The sequence below is a fragment of the Pleomorphochaeta naphthae genome, from assembly GCF_055396005.1.
Map to the genome: position 1 here is coordinate 948,883 of NZ_AP042457.1, position 17,653 is coordinate 966,535.

General features: G+C 29.3%; 15 protein-coding genes. 4 read left to right on the forward strand and 11 right to left on the reverse strand.

Annotated features, from left to right (window positions below; all coding sequences use genetic code 11):
- Nucleotides 1-12: 12 nt before the first annotated feature.
- The 3 genes from ACZ5SO_RS04370 to ACZ5SO_RS04380 all read right to left on the reverse strand — a co-directional run bounded on the left by ACZ5SO_RS04370 (nt 13) and on the right by ACZ5SO_RS04380 (nt 2,849).
- Complete coding sequence (locus ACZ5SO_RS04370) at nt 13-1,011, reverse strand: LacI family DNA-binding transcriptional regulator (RefSeq protein WP_464627062.1); 999 nt, start codon at nt 1,009-1,011, stop codon at nt 13-15.
- 306 nt (nt 1,012-1,317) lie between these two features.
- Nucleotides 1,318-1,779, reverse strand: coding sequence for a low molecular weight protein-tyrosine-phosphatase (locus tag ACZ5SO_RS04375; RefSeq protein WP_464627064.1), 462 nt, complete (start codon nt 1,777-1,779; stop codon nt 1,318-1,320).
- The gene (locus ACZ5SO_RS04380; RefSeq protein ID WP_464627066.1) at nt 1,776-2,849 is read right to left on the reverse strand and encodes a 3-dehydroquinate synthase; all 1,074 of its coding nucleotides are present in this window, start codon (nt 2,847-2,849) and stop codon (nt 1,776-1,778) included. The genes ACZ5SO_RS04375 and ACZ5SO_RS04380 overlap by 4 nt, the downstream gene beginning before the upstream one ends.
- A 94-nt stretch (nt 2,850-2,943) precedes the next feature.
- On the opposite strand from ACZ5SO_RS04380, the gene ACZ5SO_RS04385 reads away from it, so the two are divergent.
- A complete protein-coding gene (locus tag ACZ5SO_RS04385; protein WP_464627067.1) occupies nt 2,944-4,065 on the forward strand; it encodes a cysteine desulfurase family protein in 1,122 nt (373 codons plus the stop codon).
- A gap of 6 nt (nt 4,066-4,071) precedes the next feature.
- Nucleotides 4,072-5,265, forward strand: a complete 1,194-nt coding sequence (gene thiI / locus ACZ5SO_RS04390; RefSeq protein WP_464627069.1) for a tRNA uracil 4-sulfurtransferase ThiI — start codon at nt 4,072-4,074, stop codon at nt 5,263-5,265.
- On the opposite strand, the gene ACZ5SO_RS04395 is transcribed toward thiI, so the two are convergent.
- Nucleotides 5,262-7,793: a hypothetical protein gene (locus tag ACZ5SO_RS04395; RefSeq protein ID WP_464627070.1), complete on the reverse strand. Its 2,532-nt coding sequence runs from the start codon at nt 7,791-7,793 to the stop codon at nt 5,262-5,264. The two genes, thiI and ACZ5SO_RS04395, sit on opposite strands and share 4 nt — an antisense overlap.
- Before the next feature lie 156 nt (nt 7,794-7,949).
- Here ACZ5SO_RS04395 and ACZ5SO_RS04400 point away from each other — a divergent pair, with 156 nt between their 5' ends.
- Together ACZ5SO_RS04400 and ACZ5SO_RS04405 are read left to right on the forward strand one after the other, a co-directional pair.
- The gene (locus ACZ5SO_RS04400; RefSeq protein ID WP_464627072.1) at nt 7,950-10,874 is read left to right on the forward strand and encodes an acyl-CoA dehydratase activase; all 2,925 of its coding nucleotides are present in this window, start codon (nt 7,950-7,952) and stop codon (nt 10,872-10,874) included.
- Entirely contained in the window at nt 10,864-12,138 is a 1,275-nt protein-coding gene (locus ACZ5SO_RS04405) for a 2-hydroxyglutaryl-CoA dehydratase (protein ID WP_464627073.1), read from the forward strand. Before ACZ5SO_RS04400 ends, ACZ5SO_RS04405 begins: the two co-directional genes overlap by 11 nt.
- On the opposite strand, the gene ACZ5SO_RS04410 is transcribed toward ACZ5SO_RS04405, so the two are convergent.
- From ACZ5SO_RS04410 to ACZ5SO_RS04440, 7 genes are all read right to left on the reverse strand, one after another.
- On the reverse strand, nt 12,135-12,686 hold the full coding sequence (locus tag ACZ5SO_RS04410; protein WP_464627075.1) for a chromate transporter: 552 nt from the start codon (nt 12,684-12,686) through the stop codon (nt 12,135-12,137). The two genes, ACZ5SO_RS04405 and ACZ5SO_RS04410, sit on opposite strands and share 4 nt — an antisense overlap.
- Nucleotides 12,676-13,239, reverse strand: a complete 564-nt coding sequence (locus tag ACZ5SO_RS04415; protein WP_464627076.1) for a chromate transporter — start codon at nt 13,237-13,239, stop codon at nt 12,676-12,678. The genes ACZ5SO_RS04410 and ACZ5SO_RS04415 overlap by 11 nt, the downstream gene beginning before the upstream one ends.
- Before the next feature lie 4 nt (nt 13,240-13,243).
- Complete coding sequence (gene rnhA / locus ACZ5SO_RS04420) at nt 13,244-13,687, reverse strand: ribonuclease HI (protein WP_464627078.1); 444 nt, start codon at nt 13,685-13,687, stop codon at nt 13,244-13,246.
- Between the two features lie 11 nt (nt 13,688-13,698).
- Entirely contained in the window at nt 13,699-13,977 is a 279-nt protein-coding gene (locus tag ACZ5SO_RS04425) for a peptidylprolyl isomerase (protein WP_464627079.1), read from the reverse strand.
- Nucleotides 13,978-14,056: 79 nt separating this feature from the next.
- Nucleotides 14,057-14,989: an ABC transporter permease gene (locus ACZ5SO_RS04430; RefSeq protein ID WP_464627081.1), complete on the reverse strand. Its 933-nt coding sequence runs from the start codon at nt 14,987-14,989 to the stop codon at nt 14,057-14,059.
- A gap of 1 nt (nt 14,990) precedes the next feature.
- A complete protein-coding gene (locus ACZ5SO_RS04435; protein ID WP_464627083.1) occupies nt 14,991-16,109 on the reverse strand; it encodes an ABC transporter permease in 1,119 nt (372 codons plus the stop codon).
- Nucleotides 16,110-16,112: 3 nt separating this feature from the next.
- Entirely contained in the window at nt 16,113-17,630 is a 1,518-nt protein-coding gene (locus ACZ5SO_RS04440) for an ABC transporter ATP-binding protein (protein WP_464627084.1), read from the reverse strand.
- Nucleotides 17,631-17,653 lie beyond the last annotated feature (23 nt).

The window sequence follows — 17,653 nt, forward strand, 5'->3', positions numbered from 1 at the left end:
ACAAAGTTAAATTTATTTCAAAGTTTTCCGAACAATTATTTTAGGCGTTATACTAACTTCGTCTTTCATATCAAACATGAACTCGTGTTTAGATGGGTTTAGTCTATTTAAAAGATTGTTAACCGCAATTTGACACTTAAGTTCTATTGATTGGTCTAATGTTGTCAAAGCTAATAAGGTAGCTATTGGCATATTATCGAAGCCCATTATTCCAATATCATTAGGAATAGAATAATTATTTTCCATCAAATATCGATAACCACCAGCAGCCATATCATCACAACCAAAAAATATAGCTTCAGGAGGATTGTCTAAACTCATTAATTCTTGAGTCGCCTTATACCCTCCATCTGATGAAAGTTCTACTGATTTATGATATTGATCAGGTAATGAATAGCCTTTTCTTTCAAGGGCTGTTTTAAAGCCCATATATCTATCTCTAATATGTTCATCAAACGGTAGCCAACTTACGAAAGCTATTTTTTTATAACCTCTTGATAACATATATAATGCAGCATCATTGCATCCTAAAAAATTATTATTGTGAATACTAAATTCACCTTCACATCTTGTTTGTAATAAAACTAAAGGGATTTGATTCATTTCAAAAAACTCTTTTGCTTTTTCATCAACTAAGGCTGTGCTAATAATAAGTCCATCTATTTTCATCAAATATTCAGGATGTTTGGCAAAATAACTTTGGATATATTGTCTCTTTTTTATATCAAATACCAACAATTGGTAATTAGTATCTGATAAAAGATCACTGATACATCCTATAAGGGTTGAGGCAAAAACTGATCTTGGGTTTGAAATTGTCAAACCAATTATCATGTTTGCCTTTTTACGTCTATTTTCAGTTATAGAAAAACCAACTTCTTCAAGTTTCGACAATACTCTCTCCCTTGTCTTAACATTAACAAGTTCAGGGTGATTAATAACTCTAGAAAGTGTGCTTGGACTTACTCCAATTTGTTTTGATAAATTTCTAACTGTCATTTTCTTTGCCATAGTTGTATTTTGCAAGGATTTGTTTGATATGTCAAATTTTTTTCTGCTTGTTTCATAAAATTATTATGAAATGTTTCAGTGATATAACAACAAGTTTTCTCTATTTATTTATAATATAAGTAAATAAATTAAATTTTTCAATTTTTATAATTTTATTATTTCATTTGATATTTAAATATTTATTGAAATGTTTCATAAAATTTTAATAAATTTTCAATTATTTCAAAGGAAAAATACTGAAATATTTAAAAAATTCCCTAAAATAAGGGAATTAATTTTTTTTAATTTTAATTTATTGAAATTCTTTTAATTAAGATTTTGGCATAAAGTTTTAAATAAAGCTTTACAACCGATATTTATATCTTCAAATGTTTCGAAGAAATTTCCTGTGTACCATGGATCTCTTATATCTCTATGAATATTAGCATAATCTAGCAGTAAAGAGATTTTAGAATGATAGTCTTTATGAATTAGTTTTTTAAGATTATATACATTGTGATTATCCATACAAATCAAATAATCAAAATTTTTGGCATCTTCATTAGTAATTTGTTTTGCTCTATGATCTATTAGAGGGATATTATTTTTAGAAAGTATTCTTTTAGTACCACTATGAGGAGGATTTGAAATTTCTTCTCGGCTAGTGGCACTTGAATCTATTAAAAAGTGTTCTTCTTTTTTATTTTGTCTAACATAATATGAAAAAATACTTTGAGCCATAGGACTTCTACAAATATTACCATGACAAATGAACATTACTTTAATCATGCATTATATCCTGTTGGGTTACTAATTACTAAATTCATAAGTAATTCTTTACTAATTCCTCTTAGTTCATATTTACCTTGATCATTCATTAATACAAATTTTACTTCTCCATCGCGTTTTTTCTTATCTTTTTTTATGTGATTGTAAAAATCTAACCAATCCCCTCTTCCAATTTTATAATCAATATCATAATTATAGAATCGAAATAGTTTAATTGCTTGATGGGCAAAAGTTTCATTAACGATTTTTAGTTTTAAACTTGCTTCTAAAGCTCTAACACAGCCCCAAGCAACCGCTTCACCATGAGAAAATTTAGAAAATCTTCCACTAGACTCTAGAGCATGTCCAAATGTATGTCCTAAATTTAAAGCTTGTCTAATACCAAGTTTTTCTTCAGGATCTCTTTCAACATAATATTTTTTTACATCAAGACTCATTTGTAATAGTTGTAGTAAAGTATTTTCTTCTCTTAGAAGTATTTGGCTTTTTCTTGAAATCAAGAATTTATGTAGACTTTCATCTTTTGAAAGTAAAGCATGTTTTAACACTTCAGCTAAACCATTTAAATATTCTCTTTCACTTAAACTTTTTAAAAGTAATGGGCAAATCAAAACTTGATTAGCGGGGTAAAAAGAACCAATTAAATTTTTTGAACCTAAAAAATCACATCCCGTTTTTCCGCCTAAAGTAGCATCTACCATACAAAGGAGTGAAGTTGGTACTAAAATTACTTGGCAACCTCGCATATAAATAGAAGCAGCAAAGGCTGCTAAATCACAAACTACTCCGCCACCGAAACCTATTATATAATCGTCTCTAGATAAACCTTCTTCGACGCAAACTCTAAGAATTTTTTCAATTGTTGCTAAGTTTTTTGATTTTTCACCAGCACTAATAATTATATTAGTTTCAGGGAGTCTTTTAAATAAATTAGCTGTATTTGAGTCAGCTACCCATAGAGCACGTTTGCCAAAACTACTTAACATTGTAGATAGTTCATTCAAATCATTTACATAACTTACTTGAGTTTTATTACCACAAGCCAATTTTACACTCATACTTTCATTCATATTTTCAAATATACCATAATATCTTATAGAATGACTATATTTTTTATAAATTTAACACTTGAAAATTTTGTGTTTTTGGTAAAATATATAAATCATGTCCAAATATTTTGATAACGCCGCAACAACAATAATATCTAATAAAGCTTTAGAAGCTTATAATGATACAGCTTTAACCTATTTTGCTAACCCCTCAGCAAATCATTCCTTAGGGGCCATAGCTAAAAATAAATTAGAAGAATGTAGAAATAAAATTGCTACATTTTTAAATGTTTCACCTAATACTATATATTTTACCTCTGGTGGGACAGAATCAAATAGTATAATTTTATCTTCTCTTTTATGGAATAAAAATCCAGGTGAAATTATCATTAGCAAAACTGAGCACTCAAGTGTTATTAATTTTGAAAGAATTTTACTAGAAAAAGGTTTCAAAGTAATTACTATAAACGCTCCTAATGGTTTTGTTTCCCCAAAAACTTTACAAAAGCATCTCTCTAGTAGAACTAGAATGGTTGTTATTCAAACAGTTAATAATGTCGTTGGTTCTATAAATGATATTGAAAGCTTGGTTAAAATTGTAAGGGAAAAAGAGAGAGAAATTGGTAGAAAAATATATTTTCACAGCGATGCAGTTCAAGCTCTTACCAAGATTGATTTTGACTTAACTACATTAAATGTAGATAGTGCCTCTTTTTCAGCACATAAATTCCATGGTCCAAGAGGTATCGGTTTTTTATATTCTAAAAACAGTAATATACAGCCTCTTTCAAAAGGGGGTGGTCAGGAAAAAGGTCTTAGAGCAGGAACAGAAAACTTAGCCGCAATTGTAGCTATGACTGTAGCCTTAGAAGAAAGTTTAAATAAAAGTTGTGACTCTGTAATTGAGATTAACGATTATGTTAGAAAGAACTTAAGACCACCTCTTATTTCTCCATCTTCTAATTACTCACCTTTCATAATTAATTTTAGTGTAGAACCTTTCCCTTCTGAAGTTTTTACTAGAATGCTTGATGATGAAGGCTTTATAGTTTCATCAGGATCTGCTTGTAGTAATAACGTAAAAAATAAGGGTGAAAATGTTTTACTTGCTATGAATGTGAAACCTAGTGTTGCAAAATCTAGTATTAGAATTTCTTTTGATAAAAATACTAGTTTAAACGATGCAATTTCGCTTGTTAAAAAAATTAACTCTCTATATGATACGCTAATAAGGTAGGACGTTGTGGATACAAAATTATATTTAGTTAGATTAGGTGAAATTTCATTAAAAGGGTTAAATAGATCCTTTTTTGAAAAGAAATTAAAGAATAATATAAAAATAAAATTAAGACCATATCATAATATGGTTACAAAACAAAAAGGTCGTTTGTATTTTGAAATTGATTCTAAATGCAGTGATGAACAGTGTGAATTAGCCTTCTCTACTACTTTTGGAGTTGTTGGTTATGCTAAATGTGTAAAATGTAAAAAAGATATTGAAGTTATAAAAAATACAACTAGAGAATTGATTAGAGAATATCCCTTTAGTGAAACAGGTACTTTTAAAGTTGAAGCTAAAAGAAGTGATAAAAGTTTCGAATTGAGCTCTTATGATTTATCTTGCCAATTAGCTGAGGTAATTCACGAAGAATATCCGCAGTTAACTGTAAATTTGAAAAATGCTGATAATATATTACATATAGAAGTTAGAAATCAAGTTTATATATATACAAGTGAGAAAAAAGGGCCTAATGGTCTACCTGTTTCAACTGCCGGTAAAGGGATGCTTTTACTCTCAGGTGGAATTGATAGTCCAGTAGCGGGTTATAAAATGGCTTCACGAGGTTTGAAATTGGAATGTATTTATTTTCATGCTTATCCTTATACTTCAGATATGGCTCTAGAAAAAGTAAAAATGTTAGCATCTAAAATTGCACCATATCTTCAAGGTACAAGATTACATGTTGTTCCCTTTACTGAACAACAACTTTGGATTAAATCTCATTGTAACGTTGATGAAACAACTTTAATGTTTAGAGCTTGTATGATGAAAGTTGCTACTATGATTGCTAAAAAAAATAATGGTACTTGTTTAGTTACTGGAGAAGCCTTATCCCAAGTTGCAAGTCAAACTCTCGATTCAATGGCTTTCACAGACAGTACAACAGATATGCTTATTATTAGACCTTTAGTTGGTATGAATAAAGAAGAGATAATGAAGATAGCAACAGATATCGAAACATATGAGACCTCTATTTTACCATATGAAGATTGTTGTGTTATTTTTAGTCCTAAACATCCATTAACTCGACCTGATGTTGAAATTGAAACTCAACATTATGAAGAGATGAAAATTGATGAATTGTTAGTAAAAGCTGTAGAAGAAACTCAAACCTTTGATTTCTATTCAACAGGAAAAGAATCTGTTAAAGATTAATATTGTGCAAATAGCCCAAAGTGTATTGATGAATTATTCTCTTCTAAATTATATTCATATTTTAGACCAGGTACAAGTTTTCCATTTAAAATCATAGTTTGGGCCAAGGATGAAGGAAATATCAAATAAGCTGATATTTCCTTTTTATTATAATTGTTGATATATTTGATATATGATTGAATATTATGTATAAAGATGGGATATTTCTTAAATGCTTTTTGAATATCAATATTAAATAATAATAATGAAAAATCGTAATATACTTGATATTTGTCTAAATCAAATTCTACTTTAGCAGAAAATGGTAAGTTAATTGTAATGTTTTCACTATTAATAAATGGGAGTAAATAAGGTGTGTTTATTTTTGCTCCAATTACATTTGAATTGCTTAGTTCAAAATTTTCAAAATACAAATTATTTTTATTTCTTAAGAAAAAATAATATGAAAATACATTTAATTCAGTTGGACCAACGCTTGTGTAAAATCCTATACCAGCTTCAATATCTAGGGAAATTAAAGTAGATAAATTTGAATTGGTATCAAATTTAATTTTCGTAAAATTATTGTTGTTTAAATAATAATACCTAGAGTAATTATAATTTATATCTACATCTGTATTATCACTCAATTCACTAACAGAAGAAAAGCCATCAATTGTTAGAGACTGATTTATGCTACCTGTAGTAGAAGATAGATTTAAGGTAATCTCCGTATCAAAAGTGTCATATAGTTCAGAAGATAAATATAGATTAAGATATATATATTCTGCGGGGTCGACACTTAAGTAATAAAGAACTGTAGAAAAACCTTCTCCATTTGGAAAAATGAAAGGAAACAAAGAGCCCTTTGTTAAATATTTAAATTTATTATATTTTTTTAGTTGATCTAAATTGAATTCTTTTTCTTCATATGGTTTTATAGTGGTATATTTTATTTCTAATTTACCTCTCTTAAAATTAAATGAATTAAAATTTGATTTTCTCAGTTCGTTTTCATCAAATAATTGTGCAATATAATATACTTCATTATTTAACAAAATTGGGGAATAAATACCTCCATTCGTATCAAAAGTGTTAATAAAAAGTTCTTCTTTTTCTAAATCTATATAAGATATTCTAGGTAATTGATTATCAGAAATGGTGCTTAGTATAATTTTATTGTCTGAAAGAGAAAAATCTATAATATTCATACCTTCTTCTATTATATAAGATTTTATAATCTTATCATTTAAGATAATATTAATAGTGTCTTTTGAGTTGTTATGAGATAAATAAATAATTTTATCATTTAATACATCTACTTTTTGAACATATTCATCTTTGTTTAGAGGAATTTTTTTTATAATTTTATCATTTTTATAATAAGCTATATATTGTTTAATCCCTTCATTTAAGAGCCCTACTATATAAACATTAAAAGGTATGGCAATTTTAAAATTATCAAGTTGATAATAAGTTTTTTTATTCTTTTCAATCAAAACAGTTTCAGTTTTTAAGTTTGGGTTATATGTATATTTACTTAAAGCAAGTTTATTATCATTATAAGAGATGTAATATGTGCTATTGTTAAACTTCGATATAGTTGTGTTAGTATTTACATCGATTATTCTATCAGAAATAGTTTCTAAAACATAAACACTATCTTCTGCTTTAATTATTTTGGTTGGATTATAATCTAATGTTTCATAGTTTATATTTTTAACATCAACTGACTTAAATGAATTTTTAAAATCTTCATAAACGGTAAAAATTGATTTATTATACACTTTTTTAAAAGCGTAGTTTGGAGAAATAAAAAATAGTTGGAAATTTTCTAATTCATTAATATATGATCTATATGCTTCAATTCCATAAGTTTCTAATAAGTATTTATTGAAAAAAGATCCATAAATATAGTCTAAATTATATGGATATATATCTCTGTTGCCCTGAACATCAAAATAGGAGGGGAATTTGTTTTCGATTTTAGCTTGTAAAATTTTAGCTTTATATATAGGAGAGTTAAGACGTCCTTCCCCATTTCTACTTTCACTTAAGACGGCTAATCCTTCAGCTGTAAACGATGTAAAGTTCAAAAGTGAATAAGCTAAGCTTTGAGAAAAAGTATTTCTAAAGAAATTATTTTCTCCCATCATTGTTAAAGCATGAGTTAATTCATGGGCAAAAACATTTAAAATAAAATCTGATGAAAAATAATTAAAATTGTTATCTATTGGATAAGCATTATTTATTATAATATGAGGAGATGGGTAAATTGAAAAATACCCACCAAAATTTTGAATATCACTAGTTATTACAACATTAATCCTTTGATTTCTCTCAATATCAAAAAAATTAGAAATATTTTGATGCAACGATTCACAATTTTCATATATAAGATACCCTTCACTAATTGAGGAATTGTCAAAAATTATATCAAAATGTTCGCTCTTTAAAATATTCAACTGTTTGTTATTATCAAAAACTCCACTGTAAAGTGAAACAGTGATAAAAAGAAGTAAAAAAAATTGTAAAATAATTTTCTTCATACTAGAATATATCATTATTTTTTGAAAATTGTTGATAATTTGTATTTTTTTTTGTAAAAAGCTATAATTAATCTGACATTTTTAGTATATTTTGTCATTATATATTGCATTTAATAAAAAAGAACTATTTGTAATTATGACTTATAAGGAAATTTTATGAAATTAGGATTAGATATTGGTTCAACTACCATAAAATGCGTTCTAACGGATGAAGAAAATAATATCATTTTTAAGACATATAAAAGACATTTTTCTAAAATTCAAGAAACGGCTTTAACATTATTGGAAACAATAAAAAACTTAATAGATACTAATAAAATAAAAATATCGTTGACCGGATCTGCTGGTATGGGCATGGCTTCTCGCTTAAATGTCCCTTTTATTCAAGAAGTATATGCGACAAGAACATGTGTACTTGAATACAATAAAGGAACTGATGTCGTTATAGAATTAGGTGGAGAAGATGCTAAAATTCTATTTCTAGATGGAAATCTTGAAGTTAGAATGAATGGTACTTGTGCAGGGGGTACTGGAAGTTTTATTGATCAAATGGCTACGCTTTTAGATTTAGAGACTGAAAGCTTAAATGAGATAGCTAAAAGAGCAAAAGTTACTTACCCTATCGCTTCAAGATGTGGTGTTTTTGCTAAAGGTGATATTCAGCCTTTAATAAATCAAGGTGCAAATAAAAGCGACATTGTACTGTCCATTTTCCAAGCTGTGGTTAATCAAACAATTTCAGGTTTAGCACAGGGACGACCAATTAGAGGAAATGTTGTTTATCTTGGGGGGCCTTTAACTTTTATGAGTGTGTTAAGGGATTGTTTTGATAAAACCCTTAAGACAAAAGGTCTTTGTCCAGAAAACTCTCTATATTATGTTGCTTTAGGAACTGCTTTAGGAGCAAATGAAGAGTTTGATATAAATAAGATTATTACCTTATTAAAAACTTCTAATATTGTCGGATCTTATAATAGTCTTCCAGCTTTATTTAATAATGATGAAGAATTAAGTGAATTTAGAAAACGTCATAATAAAGCAAGTTTAAAAACTAGAGATCCTGAGACTTATACAGGTAATGCCTACTTAGGAATAGATTCAGGGTCTACTACTATAAAAATGTGCATTATAGATGAAGATAATAATTTATTACATACTAGATATCAGTCTAATAAAGGTAATCCAGTTGAAGCTGTTAGAGAATTTCTAAATAGTTTTATAACTCAATATCCTAATATTACAATAAAAAAAGGTTGTTCAACAGGTTATGGAGAACTATTAATAAAAAAAGCCTTTAATTTGGAATACTCTCTAGTTGAAACAATGGCACATTATAAAGCAGCTAAATATTTTGATAAAGACACTGATTTTATAATAGATATTGGTGGACAAGATATTAAATGTTTTAAAATAGTTGATGGTGTTATTGATGACATCTTCTTAAATGAAGCTTGCTCGTCAGGTTGTGGCTCATTTTTACAAACTTTTTTCCAAGCCTTAGGGTACTCTACAGAAGAAGCTTCTACCCTTGCTTTAAAGTCTAAACATCCAGTTGACTTAGGTTCTAGATGTACAGTATTCATGAATTCTAGTGTAAAACAAGCACAAAAAGATGGGGCTAAAATCGAAGATATTTTTGCTGGATTAGCTATTTCTGTAGTCAAAAATGCTTTATATAAAGTAATTAGAACAAATACAGGTCTTGGAAAACATATCGTTGTACAAGGTGGTACTTTCTTAAATGATGCTGTTTTAAGATCTTTTGAAATGGAATTAAATTTACAAGTAACCCGTTGTGCTCAAGCAGGTCTTATGGGAGCTTTTGGGTGTGCTTTGTTTGCTAAGCAAGAAGATAAAAAAGATCATAGTGAAACAACTCTTTTAAACCTTGAACAATTAGCTAATTTCTCCCATACAACAACTTCACGAATTTGTAAGGGATGTACAAACCATTGTCAATTAACTGTAAATAAATTTGAAGGGAACAGAATCTTAATTAGTGGTAATAAATGTGAGAGATTTACTAACCCACATAATTTTATAGAAGATACAGAAATTTTAAATATTTTTAAATATAAAAAAAATTATATTGAAAATCTAAAGCCAATTAAAAAAGGTAATAGAGGAAGAATGGGACTCCCCCTAGCCTTATCATTGATAGAATTGGCTCCTTTTTATTATACTTTATTTACAGAATTGGGTTATGAAGTTTATTTAACTCCTTTCTCCAAAAGAGATACTTATTTAAAAGGGCAAAGCCAAGTTCCAAGTGATACTATTTGTTATCCAGCTAAATTAGTTCACGGTCATGTCATTGAATTAATAGAAATGGGGATAGAAAATATATTTATTCCTAATTCATCATTTAACATAGATGAGAAAAAAGCTGATAATAATTATAACTGTCCTATTGTCGCCTATTACGGAGAGGTTATTTCAAAAAATACTCCACAACTTGAAGAAAACCATATAAATTATATAAATGATTATATTTCGGTTGCTAACAAAAGGATCTTTAAAAAACGTTTAAAGGAGATTTTAAGCAAACTGGGTAAATTCAGTAATATTGAAATATCAAAAGCTACAAATCTTGCTTATCAAGCTCAAGAAGATTATAAAAATAACGTAATAAAAAAAGGCAGAGAAATTGTTGAATTAGCTCGAGAAAAAAATATGCCAATTATAGTTCTCTGTGGTAGGCCTTATCATATAGATCCTGAGGTTAATCATGGAATTGATGACTTAATCTTGCAACTTGGTTGTGCTATTATTAGTGAAGATTCTATAGCTTCTTTTATTGAGAAGAAATCATTCAATGTTTTAAATCAATGGACATATCACAATAGAATGTATCTTGCAGCTCATTTTGTTGGGGATACAAAAGACATGAATTTAATTCAATTAGTATCTTTCGGCTGTGGTCTAGATGCGGTTACAAGTGATGAGGTTAAAGAGATTTTAAAGAGAAAAAATAAAATTTATACTCAATTAAAGATTGATGAGATTGCAAATTTAGGTTCAGTTAGAATCAGAATTAGAAGTTTATTAGCCGCGTTGAAGGAGGATCAAGGTGAAAGATAATACTGAAAGAGTCGTTTTTACTAAAAAAATGAAAAAAGAATATACTCTTTTACTCCCTCAAATGTTACCTATTCATTTTGAAATTATAAAAGAAGTTTTTACAAATAATGGATATAAAGCAGAACTTTTAACAAATGAAGGACCTTCTGTTATCCAAGAAGGTTTGAAATATGTTCACAATGATATGTGTTATCCAGCTCAATTAGTAATTGGCCAAATGCTAGATGCAATTAACAGTGGTAAATATGATAAACATAAAATAGCTCTAGTTATAACTCAAACAGGTGGTGGATGTAGAGCTAGTAACTATATATATTTGTTACGAAAAGCCTTGCAGAGAGCAAAAATGGAATATATTCCAGTCATATCCCTCTCTTTTGGTCTAGAAAAAAATCCAGGTTTTAAACTAACCCCAAGGATCATATTACAAGGTTTTGCTGGAATTGTTTACGGTGATTTATTATCACTTTTAAGTAATCAGACAAGACCTTATGAGGTAAATAAAGGTGAAACAGATGAAATTGTCGAGAAATGGATAAAAATTCTTTCACATAAATTTTCTAATAATAGTGGCTATATTGGTTTTGCTATGAAAAACAACTTAATTAAAATCGCAAAAGACTTTGCCAATATTGAGTTAACTGGAGAAACTAAAATAAAGGTTGGGATTGTTGGTGAAATTTTTATTAAATTTGCACCTCTTGGCAATAATCACCTCCAAGACTTCTTAGAAGAACAAGGTTGTGAAGTTATGGTACCATCCCTTTTAGGCTTTTTTTTATATGGGATGGAAAATTCCAAATATGATAAGAAATATTATGGTGGCATTAAAAGAACTTACAATTTAATTATTAGAAAAATTGGTCTTAATATTGTAGAAAAATTTGAATCAATGACTTATAAAAATGTTCAAAAAGTAACTGATAAATTTGTTTTGCCTAAAGGTTTTGCTCATATGAAAAACTTATGTGATGGCATTATTGATCATGGAGTTAAAATGGGCGAAGGTTGGCTATTAACAAGCGAAATGCTTGAGTTAAGTGAATTGGGTTACAAAAATATCATATGTGCTCAACCTTTTGGATGTTTACCTAATCATATAGCTGGAAAAGGCATGATAAGAAGCATAAGTGAAAGAGCAAAAGATACAAATATTGTACCAATAGATTATGACCCATCAGCTACAAAAGTTAATCAGGAAAATCGGATTAAATTAATGCTCTCAATTGCAAGAGAAAATTTAGAAAAACAAAAAAAGAATTAGGATGGTAATTTTAGTAAAATACCAACAAGTGCACCTGCTATTATAAAAATAAGTGGGTGCAATTTTATTTTTCTATATATTATTAAAACAATTAAAAAAATTATAGCTTCTATATATTTTAAAGAATAATCGGTATTAAATAATGATAAAATAAAAATTTTAGAAACAGCAAATATTATAAGAGCTAAAACTATACTTCTAAGGCCATACATAGCATCTTTTACATACCATTTTTTATTAAAATCATGAAAATATTTAGATATGATGATAATAATTATGACAGCAGGCATAGAAAGAGCTATGGTAGAGACAATTGCTCCTATAAGTCCGGCTACTTTAAAACCAGTAAATGTTGCCATATTTACACCAAGAGGCCCTGGTGTTGATTGACTGATTGCTATCATGTTTGATACATCGGTTTGGGTAATCCAATCTGGATGAGTGATTGTTAATTCATTTAAGAAAGGAATTGTAGCAAGCCCACCACCTATTGTAAATAAACCTATTTTAAAAAATTCTATAAAGAGATTTACCAAATTAACTAGCATTGGAAATTCTCCTTTTTATTTTGTTAATTATCAAGCCGAGTATTATAGAAATAATAATTAATAAAAAGATATTAATCTTAAAAACAAATAATAAAACTAAAGCAATAATGAATAGACTAAAAGTTATTTTATCAACTATACTTTTTTTAACCAATTTATAAATTGAGTTAGCTATTAAAGCACATACAACAACTTTAATCCCAGCTACTGCGCTAATAACATATTCGTTGTCTTGAAAATTTAGAAATAGCGCACTGATAATTGTAATGATTACAAGAGATGGAAAAATCATAGCCAAAGATGAAACTATTGCTCCTGAAAGTTTTCTTTTATCGTAGCCAATATAAGTTGCTATGTTAATTGCAATAATGCCTGGAGTGCATTGTCCTAATGCATAAAAATCTAATAGTTCTTCACTATCAATCCATTTGCGTTTTTCACAAATTTCCCTTTCTAAAAAAGGTAACATAGCGTAACCGCCACCAAAAGTTATAGCACCTATTGATGCAAAAGATATAAATAATGATATTAGTTTTGTCTTTTCTTCTTTCATAAAATTATTTTAACTTATCCATTTCCATATTTACTAGAGTATCACATCTTTCATTTAGATCTATACCCGCATGACCTTTTACCCATTTATAAGTAACATTTAACTTAGAATTTAAATTATCTAATTCTATCCAAAGTTCTTTATTTTTAACAGGTTTTTTATTAGCTGTTTTCCAACCATTTTTTTTCCAATTATGGACCCAACTTGTAATTCCGTTTTTTACATATTGACTGTCGGTATTAACTATTATATTATCAACCTTTACTGTCAAACATGTTCTTAAGGCTACTATTACAGCTGTTAACTCCATTTTGTTATTAGTTGTAAATTTGACTCCTGCACTCTGTTCAGTAATTAATTTTTCTCCACTGTACATGACAAAAGCCCAAGCACCGACGCCAGGATTTCCTTTACACCCACCATCGGTGTATATAACTATTTCATTCATTATATTTTCCTTTAATCTCTTACGCCTGTTTTTTTGATGATGTGATAGCCAAATTGTGTTCTAACAGGATCACTAATTCTATTATGTGGTAATTTTTTAACAGCATTTTCAAAAGCCGGTACCATTTGACCTGGACCAAACCAACCTAAATCACCACCTTTGCTTTTTGAAGGACAGGTGGAATATTTTCTAGCTAACTGCTGAAAAGATACGCCTTGTTTTGCTTCTTTAGCAATTCTTTGTGCTAAAGCTTTATCTTTAACTAATATGTGTGAAGCTCTAAATTGCATAATATTTCTCCATAAATAAAAAGGGACTTAAAAAAGTCCCTAATATAATAAACTAAAATGTATTTATTAACAATAGTTTTTAGAATGGTTCACCATCTGCTTTAGGTGCAGCACTACTCTTACTAAAGAGTACTAATGCAATCAAAGTTACAGCATATGGGAATACTTTAAATATAACTGGTGGGAAACTAGAAAGAGAAGAAAATAGTTGAGAGACATTTCCTATAGTTGTAGCAATTCCAAAGAAGAATGTAGCCCCTAATATACCTAAAGGTTTCCATTGTCCAAAAATCATAGCTGCTACAGCTAAGAATCCTAAACCAGCAACTGATCCATTAAATTCACCACTATATGTAACAATCATGACACCACCTGCTAAAGCTCCAAGTGCTCCAGAGAGCATAACAGCAATATATCTCATTTTATGAACATTAATACCAGCTGATGCAACTGCAGAAGGATGTTCTCCACAAGCTCTTAGTCTTAACCCAAAACGTGTTTTATATAATAACCACCAGAAGAATAACCAAATACCAATACAAAGCCATGTTGACCAATAAGTATTAGAAAATATAAGTTTTCCTAAAATAGGGATATTGTGTAAAACAGGAACATCTGCTCTAACAATTCCTAACATAATCGAAATGTTTCCAGATCCAGTTATAGTTCTAGCTACATATACAGTTAAAGAAGTTGCAATCAAATTTATAGCTGTTCCACTAATAACTTGGTCAGCTTTTAAAGAAATTGAAGCAAAGCCATGTAATAGGGAGAATAAAGCTCCACCAATCATAGCTATTATCAAACCAACAATTAAGGCATAATTACCAATTATAGGTTGTAAAATTGATATCGCAAATGCACTAAAGAAATATCCTACAAGCATATATCCTTCAACACAAAGATTAACAACACCACTTCTTTCACTAACTAGACCACTTAAAGCTCCCATTAGTAGAGGAATTGTATATGCTACAGCATAAGGCGAAATTTGAGTAATTGTATCCCACATATTATTTATCCCCCTCTTTTGAAGTCGAACTCTTAATTTTTAATTGTCGTTTTTCATTAATTATTTTAAATCTCTTATCCCAGAATTTCTTAAACATAACACTAGTAGCTGTGAAGTAAATAATAACAGCAATAATTGTATCTGCTAATTCTGGTGGTACATAAGTATTTCCACTCATAAATCCCTTTCCTGCTTGTAATATTCCAAAGAAGAAAGATGAGAAAACAACTCCAATAGGAGAACTTGCCCCTAAAAGAGCAACTGCGATACCATCAAAGCCTTGGTTTGGGAGGACTCCAATTTGGATTTTACCAGAATATCCACAGTAATATGTAACACCTGCTAAACCTGCAAGTCCACCTGCAATCATCATTGAGAGAACAACAGATTTATTAACTTTGATACCAGCATATTCAGCACCGAATCTATTATAACCAACAGCTTTTAATTCGAAGCCTAAAGTAGTTTTATCCATAATAAACTTAATTACTATAACTGCTAAAATAGCAGCAAATAAACCAACATTAATATAGGTTGATCCATCAAATAGTTCTGTTAGCCAAGTTGCCCTTAAAGTTTTTTCAAAAGGCAATGCAGCACTTTCAGTTTCTAGAGTTGGGCCTTTCAAGAATGCAGGAACAAAATAGTAAACAACCCAATAAGCAATCCAGTTCATCATAATTGTAGATACAACTTCATGAACGTTAAAGAAAGCTTTTAATAAACCAGGAATAAGACCCCAGATTGCTCCAGCTAGAAAGCCAACAATTAAAATCAAAAACATCATAGGAACATGAGGAATATCAACAGCAAATGCTACAGTAGTTGCAGCAAGTCCTCCAGCTAGAATCTGTCCTGAAGCTCCAATGTTAAATAAACCAGTCTTGAAAGCAAAGGCAATTGATAAACCAACTAGCATTAAAGTTGTTGTAATTGAAAGAGTTGTACCAGTTCTTCTTACACTCATTAATGCTCCCCTAACTAGATATTTAAAGGAGGCAAAAGGATTCTCACCAATTATCAATATTAAAATAGAACCAGCTATTAAGCCTAATATAACAGCACTAATAGCTATAATAAAATTATTACTTTTTAATTCTTTAGTTTTTTTAGCACTCATTTATTAATTATCTCCTTTCGAGGAAACACCAGCCATCATAAGGCCAACAGCTCTTTCATCGGTTTCAGTTGTTTTAACAACATCCATTAATTTTCCATGACTGATAACAGCAATTCTATCGGATAAATTAAAAATTTCATCTAATTCAAATGAGATTAACAATACTGCATTACCTGCATCACGATGTGCTACTATTTGTTTATGAATAAATTCAATTGCCCCAACATCTAAGCCTCTAGTGGGTTGAACAACGATTAATAATTTGGGATTTCCGATTATTTCTCTACCCACTATAGCTTTTTGTTGATTTCCACCAGAAAGAGTTCCTGCAGGAGAATATAATCCTTTACCTGATCTAACATCGAAAGTATCGATTATTTTCTGTCCATATTTTTCCATAACAGGTTGTTGTAGTATACCATTTTTGCTAAAAGGTTCATGATAATAATTTTTTATAACAAAATTATCTTTAAGATTATATTGTAAAATCAATCCTCTTTTTTGTCTATCTTCAGGTACATGTCCAATACCAGCTTCATTTCTATCTTTGATAGGAAGATGAGTTATGTCTTTGCCACATACAATCACTTTACCGCTTTCAATTTTTTTTAAACCTGTAACAGCTTCTATTAATTCGGATTGACCATTGCCATCAACTCCGGCAAGCCCTACTATTTCACCAGCTCTTACCGTTAATGAAAAATCTTGTACCCCTAATACTTTTTTAGAATTTAAAACATTTAAGTTTTTAATTTCTAAGATAGGTTCTGTTGGTTTGGCTTCAGCTTTTTCAACTTTAAAATTAACTGGTCGGCCAACCATCAATGAAGCCATTTCAGATTGAGATGTAGAGGCAACATCTACAACATCAATCAATTTACCACGACGAATTATAGTACATCTGTCAGCAACAGCTTTAATTTCATCTAGCTTATGAGTAATTAATATAATGGATTTACCCTCTTTTTTAAGACCTCGCATTATATTTAATAAATCATCGATTTCTTGAGGTGTTAGAACAGCAGTGGGTTCATCAAAGATAAGAATGTCAGCATCAACGTAAAGCATTTTTAGAATTTCAACTCTTTGTTGCATACCTACAGTTATATCTTCGATAACACTGTCAGGATCAATATTTAAGCCATATTTATCCGAAAGTTGTTTTATCTTTTGAGAAGCATCCTTCTTGTTCAGTACAAAGCTACCTTCTTTTCCAAGAATTATGTTTTCGGTTACAGTATAATTTTCAATTAATTTAAAATGTTGATGAACCATCCCTATTTTATATGCAGTTGCATCATTTGGGTCCTTAATTCTAACTTTTTTTCCATTGATTTTTATCTCACCTTTATCAGCATTATACAAACCAAAAAGAATGCTCATCAATGTGGATTTCCCAGCACCATTCTCACCTAGGATAGCATGAATTTCTCCTTTTTTAACTTGCAAAGTAATATCATCATTTGCAACTATTCCTGGAAATTCTTTGCGAATGTGAAGCATTTCAATTGAATAATCCATTTATTATTTCTCCTAATATGTTA

Coding starts and splice junctions, on each gene's coding strand:
- ACZ5SO_RS04385 (WP_464627067.1), top strand. CDS start 2,944: ATGTCCAAATATTTTGATAACGCCGCAACAACAATAATATCTAATAAA.
- ACZ5SO_RS04395 (WP_464627070.1), bottom strand. CDS start 7,793: ATGAAGAAAATTATTTTACAATTTTTTTTACTTCTTTTTATCACTGTT.
- ACZ5SO_RS04430 (WP_464627081.1), bottom strand. CDS start 14,989: ATGTGGGATACAATTACTCAAATTTCGCCTTATGCTGTAGCATATACA.
- ACZ5SO_RS04370 (WP_464627062.1), bottom strand. CDS start 1,011: ATGGCAAAGAAAATGACAGTTAGAAATTTATCAAAACAAATTGGAGTA.
- ACZ5SO_RS04415 (WP_464627076.1), bottom strand. CDS start 13,239: ATGAAAGAAGAAAAGACAAAACTAATATCATTATTTATATCTTTTGCA.
- ACZ5SO_RS04380 (WP_464627066.1), bottom strand. CDS start 2,849: ATGAATGAAAGTATGAGTGTAAAATTGGCTTGTGGTAATAAAACTCAA.
- ACZ5SO_RS04375 (WP_464627064.1), bottom strand. CDS start 1,779: ATGATTAAAGTAATGTTCATTTGTCATGGTAATATTTGTAGAAGTCCT.
- ACZ5SO_RS04435 (WP_464627083.1), bottom strand. CDS start 16,109: ATGAGTGCTAAAAAAACTAAAGAATTAAAAAGTAATAATTTTATTATA.
- rnhA (WP_464627078.1), bottom strand. CDS start 13,687: ATGAATGAAATAGTTATATACACCGATGGTGGGTGTAAAGGAAATCCT.
- ACZ5SO_RS04425 (WP_464627079.1), bottom strand. CDS start 13,977: ATGCAATTTAGAGCTTCACACATATTAGTTAAAGATAAAGCTTTAGCA.
- ACZ5SO_RS04410 (WP_464627075.1), bottom strand. CDS start 12,686: ATGCTAGTTAATTTGGTAAATCTCTTTATAGAATTTTTTAAAATAGGT.
- ACZ5SO_RS04440 (WP_464627084.1), bottom strand. CDS start 17,630: ATGGATTATTCAATTGAAATGCTTCACATTCGCAAAGAATTTCCAGGA.
- ACZ5SO_RS04400 (WP_464627072.1), top strand. CDS start 7,950: ATGAAATTAGGATTAGATATTGGTTCAACTACCATAAAATGCGTTCTA.